We start from the raw sequence: 6,306 nt of genomic DNA on the forward strand, positions 1-6,306 counted from the left end.
TTTTTCGCTTAACAAGATAACATTAATCTATGGTTAAGACTTCCTTAGAACAAAAATATAACTTTATAAGGAATTATTTGATCACTTATTAATTATGAAATGAAATGAATTTTTATCTACAAGAATTAAAACCTCTTATCAAAGGAGTGCTAACGTTACTTGTGCTGACCACTTCTTTAATAACACAAGCGCAAGATAAAAACTTAGTGATTGAAGCTGTTCTTCATGATGCTAAACAAGCATCAGGTTTAGTTCCTTTTAAAGGGCCACATGATACCGCTTCTACTAAAGGAAAGGGAGCTTGGAAAATCAATAAAAAAGAAGGACACGCTATGTCATCCCTTTATTTTGATGTTAATGAAAAACATTATAACCTTAAAGGTCAAACTCTAACAATTACCTTAGAGTACCTTTCAAAGGGACCTGGATACATTCAGTTTAAATATGATAGTTATGATCAAAATGTAAAAACAAAAAATGCTGAAAGTGGTGCTTGGAAGTTAGGTAAACAAATCAATCTTGAAAAACACAATAAGTGGATCACTGAGACTTTTACCATTAATGATGCTCGCTTTAGTAAAAAATGTAATAAACACGATATTGCCATAATGGTGGGGTCTGATGATCCTATCTATATACACTCCTTGAAAATATCACGTGACCCAAGTTCAGGTCCAAAAATAATTCAGTCGGTTAGTGCTACTTTAGGGCAAAACCCAAAGTTTGATCATATAGAAGCTATTAAAGGGAATGGTGAAACAGCCACAGAACCTATAAATATTGATGGAAAAGAGGCTTGGAATATTAAATCGAAAGCCAATAACCGTGTAAAAATGATCTACTTTGATGTGAAATCTAAAGATTTTGTGGAAAGTGGTGATACTAAAATATATGCTTATTTAGAATACTTGGATAAGGGAAATGGCAATGTGGTAATCACATATGACAGTAAAGATCAGAATGTGAGAGTGAATCCTAAAGCTAAACCTGGAGCATTTAAAAAAGCAATTGGTTTTCCTCTCTCTAATTCCGGACAATGGAAAAAAGTCTATTTTGAAATTGATGATGCTCGGTTCCAGAAAAATTGTAACGGACATGATATCAGAATCAATTTCAACTCTAGTGATAAAGCAATCCTGCATAGCATTAAATTCGCTAAAAGTAAAGAAGCTTTAAATAAGGACGATAATACATCTTTAAATACAAATCAGTCTATTACGGCAACTCTTGGCAAAAAGGCGGTTTTTAATGAGCTTTACGCAGTAAAAACGAATAAAGAGACAGAGACAGCGCCTATTGAAATCAATGGAAAAGAAGCTTGGAACGTAACATCAAAAGCGAATAATAAAGTAAAGATGATCTACTTTGATGTAAAATCGAAGGCATACATTAATACTAATGATAAAATCTTTGCTTATTTAGAATACCTAGATAAAGGAATTGGTAATGCTGTGATTACTTATGACAGTAAAGATGAAAGTGTAAAGGTAAATCCTAAAGCCAAGCCAGGTGCCTGGAAAAAGGCAATTGGTTTTAAATTGTCAAATACTGGAACCTGGAAAAAAGTCTATTTTGAAATTGATGATGCTCGATTCCAAAAAAACTGTAACGCTCATGACATCAGAATCAATTTCAATTCTGATGATCAAGCCATTGTCCGCCAATTAAAATTTGCAAAAGACAAAGCCGCTCTAGATTTTGTGGACCCTTCTACTCATCCTATTATACTTTCTGCACAACTTGGAAAAAAGCCTATATTCCATCAACTAATTGCAGTAAAAACAACTAAAGAAACGGAAGCAGAACCTATTACAATTAATAATACAGAAGCTTGGAATGTAAAGTCAAAAGCTAATAACAAGGTGAAAATGATCTATTTTGATGTGAAGTCAAATGAAATTGTAACCGGTGCTTCTAAAATTTATGCTTTTATAGAATACTTAGACAAGGGTACAGGTAATGTTGTTGTCACTTATGATAGTAAAGATGAAAATGTACAGGTAAATCCTAAAGCTAAGCCAGGTGCTTGGAAAAAAGCAATTGGTTTTAAACTTACTAACTCTGGTGAATGGAAGAAAACTTACTTTGAGATGGAAAATGCTCGATTCCAGAAAAATTGTAATGGCCATGATTTAAGAATCAACTTCAATTCCAATGATCAAGCAATCATCAAAACACTCAAGTTTGCTAATTCTAAAGAAGGTTTAGAGAAAGAAGTTGCTGTCAATGTTAGTGCAAAAGTGAAGAAGCCTGCTGTAAAAATGAATACAAAACACAGCAAAACGTTTACTATGTCTACTGCTGACATGAAGGTTTATACAGGATATCAAGGCTGGTTCAATGCTCCGGGTGATGGCTCAGGGTTACATTGGAAACACTATCAGAAAAACTTCCGCAAAAAAGAACCTCTATCTGAGGAGAACATTAGAGTGGATGCTTGGCCAGACTTAAGTGAGTTCCCTAAATCAGCAAAATATAATACCCCTTTCAAACACAAAGACGGCTCCACTGCTCAATTATTCTCTTCGGCTGATCCTGTCACACAAGACATTCATTTCCGATGGATGAAAGAATACAATATTGACGCCGCATTTGTACAGCGTTTTGTGGTTTCTGCGTCCTCTCCTCAAATCAATAAAAACTTGAATAAAGTACTGGTCAATAGTCTTGAGGCGGCTAAGAAACATAAAAGAGGAGTGGCAATTATGTATGACCTATCAGGTATGCAGGGAGATGAAGGTGTGGCCTCTTTTATAAAAGATTGGAAAGAATTGGTAGATAATATAAAACTGACCACAAAATATAAGGATGTTTATTTATCCACTAATGGAAAACCATTAGTAGCCGTATGGGGTGTAGGTTTTGATCCTCAAAAGAAAAGAAGAAAATACTATTTAGAGCATTGCGAAAAGATCATTGATTTTCTTCAAAACGATCCTATTTATGGTGGATGTGCTGTGTTATTGGGTGTGCCTACCCGATGGAGAGAAGGAGGCGGTGATGCCACAAGTGAAGCATTATTTCATGAATTGGTAAAAAGAAGTGACATTGTTTTACCTTGGTATACTGGTAGAGTGAAGAATGGAAAGTATGATCAGTTTTACCCTCTGGTAGAGAAAGATGTAGAATGGTGCAAGAACGAAAAACTAGGTTTTATGCCTGTTTTATTCCCTGGCTTTAGCTGGTATAATATGAATCGTGATTCGAAATTCAATCAGACACCAAGGGAACAAGGCCAATTCTTCTGGCAACAATTACATGGAGCGGCCAAAGCGGGTGCTGATATGGTTTACATAGGCATGTTTGATGAGATTGATGAGGCTACTTGTTTCTTTAAAATCACAAATGATATCCCTGTTGGGTTAAAAATGATAGATAATGAAGGAATGCCCTCTGACCACTATTTATGGTTGATCAAAGAAGGAAGAAAGATGTTGGATAACTCTGCCGAACTAAAGGAAAAAATGCCAGTACGTAAAGTCTCAAATTAAGCAATTACTTTTAGGAAGAAGGAAAAAGGAAGGTAGTTCGTGCTGATGAGTATGAACTACCTTTACTTTTGGATAATATTCAAACTCTTGACTTATCTAATTTTTTGAAGCTTTTGCTGTTTTTTTGAGAATTACACTCTTGTTTTGTAATACAGTAATATATATCTTGTAGTGATCTTTCAACAATCTAATAGCAAACTAATTTTTTGATCGGAGTTGGAAGGATTTTTTACTTAGGGATAAACGCCATTGTTGTTTATCTAATGTTATGGACAATTAAAGCAAATGAATACCAGTGAATTCAAAAAACTAATAAGAAAACATTATTCACCTAAAATTAGAGAATTAGGGTGGAAAGGTTCAGGTTTTCATTATCGAAAAGTAGAGGATAATCATGTAGTGAAAATCTTCGGAATTCAAGGTAGTTGGTATGGAGGTTCTATTTGTTGTGAAACAGCAATTCATTTCGACTTTATACCAGATCTTTCCGGTAAACTATACAACAAAACTACTTATGCTAGTTGTTTAATAAGAGAAAGATTATCTCCTAAAGGAGTTGGTGATTACCATTGGGACCTTAAAGAAAATGAAGAAGAAAATATAAAATCAATTAATGAAATTTGGGAAACCTTTTCAAATCAAGGTCAAAAGTTTTATAATGATTTTGAGAATTTCCCTGAACCATTTCTATCGATTCAACCTAATGATTTTAATCAAAGATATTGGTTTGGTTTTGGCAAGAAAAAAAGAGTGAAAATTTTAAATAAATATCACATATTTAATGAAATTCATTTTATATGGCTTTTAAAAGAAATAAATCTTTTTTTTGGGAATATCAGTAAAGCAAGGGAGTTTTCAGAGTTAGGAATTGAGATCGTAAATGAAGATGCTATCAAACAACGTCAGCGAGTAAGAGGTACATTTGATCAATCCTACTTTGACTCTAATATTGAAATGTTTAAGATATAAAAAGTCCATAATAACAGTAGCTAATCTCCATCCACAGGTCGACACGCCCGCTGGTCGTAGTTTAGTCATTACGTTACCATTCATAAAAATGCATATTATTAAATTAAGAATTACAGGTGCAAAGGTAAAAGGAGAGTCATTTATAGATGAAACTTCGTATTATTTGAGCATACTCTTTAGAAGCAAACAAATTATTAATGAAGAATGGCAGTTTGAACCAATTTCCAATGGAGTTCAAATTAATTTATTTTGTCCTGAAAAAGATTCATATACTTCAGAATATTCTACGAAGTATGCCATAAGGCAAAAGCAGAAAATAAAAAATGAGTTTGAATGCAATTTTGATTACAAATATGTTGGTTTAGACCCAGAATTTGGAGAATTAATTATTCCAGAAGTTTCTGAGTTTTATATTTTGAAGTTTGGAAGGATTTCTCCTTTAGTAGATGGGAAAAGTTTTGAACAAATTCCTCTTTATAAAATCCCTTACACAAGTGAAGAATCAGAAAATTATGAAGATCTTACATGTTGGGAAAATAAATATGAGCATATTAGAGGAATCTGGCTATATAGTTATGGTAATGATAGATGGTCTTTGCAACAACTACATAATCATAATAGCGAATTAAATATAGAAGGTACTAATTGTTGTCAAACCATCGAAAAACTTACTAAAATACCAACTTATAATTTTCTATTTAATTATAGAGCTTGGGGGCAGAAAAAAGATAAGGAGCGTAAATGTCCAAATTGTGGAGGAGACTGGTTTATAGAAGGTTCAACATTTAATGATTTTTACTCATTTAAGTGTGATAATTGTAGATTAATTTCTGAACTTTCATCAAACAAATAACAACGATATGGTAATAATTAGGGCTTAGTTTGGTCTTCAGACCCAAAAATTAATCCCTATTTGAACAACGGTGATGAGTTCAACAATAAATTCAGTATGGAACTTAGGGCAAACTTTTCATTGATTTGAAAGTTTTTTTTGTGACATAATTTTCAATCCTATTTAAAATTCTCTTCTCCAGTACTTTTTAACTAAAACATATTTGCTATTTGCTTAAAAATCCATTCTTGTTTTGTAATACATAAATATGTAAATTCAAATCTTCTTTCAACAATCTAATAGTAAACTTATTTTTTGATTGGCAGTTGAGAGTCCTTTTTACTAATGTATATATACCATATGGCGTATATCCGTAAATTTTGAGGGATAAACGCTATTGTGTTTATATAATGTTAGCCAAAATATTTCATTAGTGCTTAATAAATTAATAATTATCATTCCAATTGAATTAAAAAAAATATTGATACTCTTTTTTCAGCTATTATTATTACTTAGCTGTAAACAAGAAAAAATTAAAGCTAACGTATTTTTCTTTGAAAATTTTACAAGTAACTACTTTGAAAAAATGCATCATGAGGAATTAATTACATATAGTTTAAGTTTTACTCCTTTAAAAGATACATTATATGTTACATTTGAAAATTCTACTTCAACGAAAAAAATGACAGAAATTTATGAAAAAGTATTAAATATAAAATCTAATAATGATATATTTTATGAGTCAATAAATGATGATTTAGATAATAATAATATTCTAAATCTTAAAGATGATAAAGAAATAAACTTCATTTATTATAAATCATTTAGATTATTATGTCTTTACAAAGAAATTGGTGAAGATACAATCATAAGACAAAAAGAGATAATAGATCAGTTACAAACAATAAATAAACATAAGTAATAAAATAAACATACTTTGGCTAGTCGAGTAAGCTAGGGGAATCTCACCCCTAACTTCTCACAGAACCGTACGTGAACCTCTCAATTCATACG

General features: G+C 31.9%; 4 protein-coding genes. All 4 read left to right on the forward strand.

What is annotated here, in order from left to right; all coding sequences use genetic code 11:
• Positions 1–104 precede the first annotated feature (104 nt).
• Positions 105–3,491 carry a glycoside hydrolase family 71/99-like protein gene (locus HHU12_RS21835; RefSeq protein ID WP_169658866.1) on the forward strand — a complete coding sequence of 1,129 codons (3,387 nt, stop codon included), beginning with the start codon at positions 105–107 and terminating at the stop codon, positions 3,489–3,491.
• A 285-nt stretch (positions 3,492–3,776) separates the two neighbouring features.
• A complete protein-coding gene (locus tag HHU12_RS21840; RefSeq protein ID WP_169658867.1) occupies positions 3,777–4,460 on the forward strand; it encodes a DUF4304 domain-containing protein in 684 nt (227 codons plus the stop codon).
• A gap of 88 nt (positions 4,461–4,548) precedes the next feature.
• Positions 4,549–5,313, forward strand: coding sequence for a DUF2310 family Zn-ribbon-containing protein (locus HHU12_RS21845; RefSeq protein ID WP_169658868.1), 765 nt, complete (start codon positions 4,549–4,551; stop codon positions 5,311–5,313).
• A gap of 412 nt (positions 5,314–5,725) precedes the next feature.
• The gene (locus HHU12_RS21850; protein ID WP_169658869.1) at positions 5,726–6,214 is read left to right on the forward strand and encodes a hypothetical protein; all 489 of its coding nucleotides are present in this window, start codon (positions 5,726–5,728) and stop codon (positions 6,212–6,214) included.
• Positions 6,215–6,306 lie beyond the last annotated feature (92 nt).

The sequence above is a fragment of the Flammeovirga aprica JL-4 genome, assembly GCF_012844305.1.
Classification (GTDB): Bacteria; Bacteroidota; Bacteroidia; order Cytophagales; family Flammeovirgaceae; genus Flammeovirga; species Flammeovirga aprica.

Bases quoted from the DNA above. Each gene is read 5' to 3' on its own strand.
- HHU12_RS21835 (WP_169658866.1), top strand. From the start codon at position 105: ATGAATTTTTATCTACAAGAATTAAAACCTCTTATCAAAGGAGTGCTA.
- HHU12_RS21840 (WP_169658867.1), top strand. From the start codon at position 3,777: ATGAATACCAGTGAATTCAAAAAACTAATAAGAAAACATTATTCACCT.
- HHU12_RS21845 (WP_169658868.1), top strand. From the start codon at position 4,549: ATGCATATTATTAAATTAAGAATTACAGGTGCAAAGGTAAAAGGAGAG.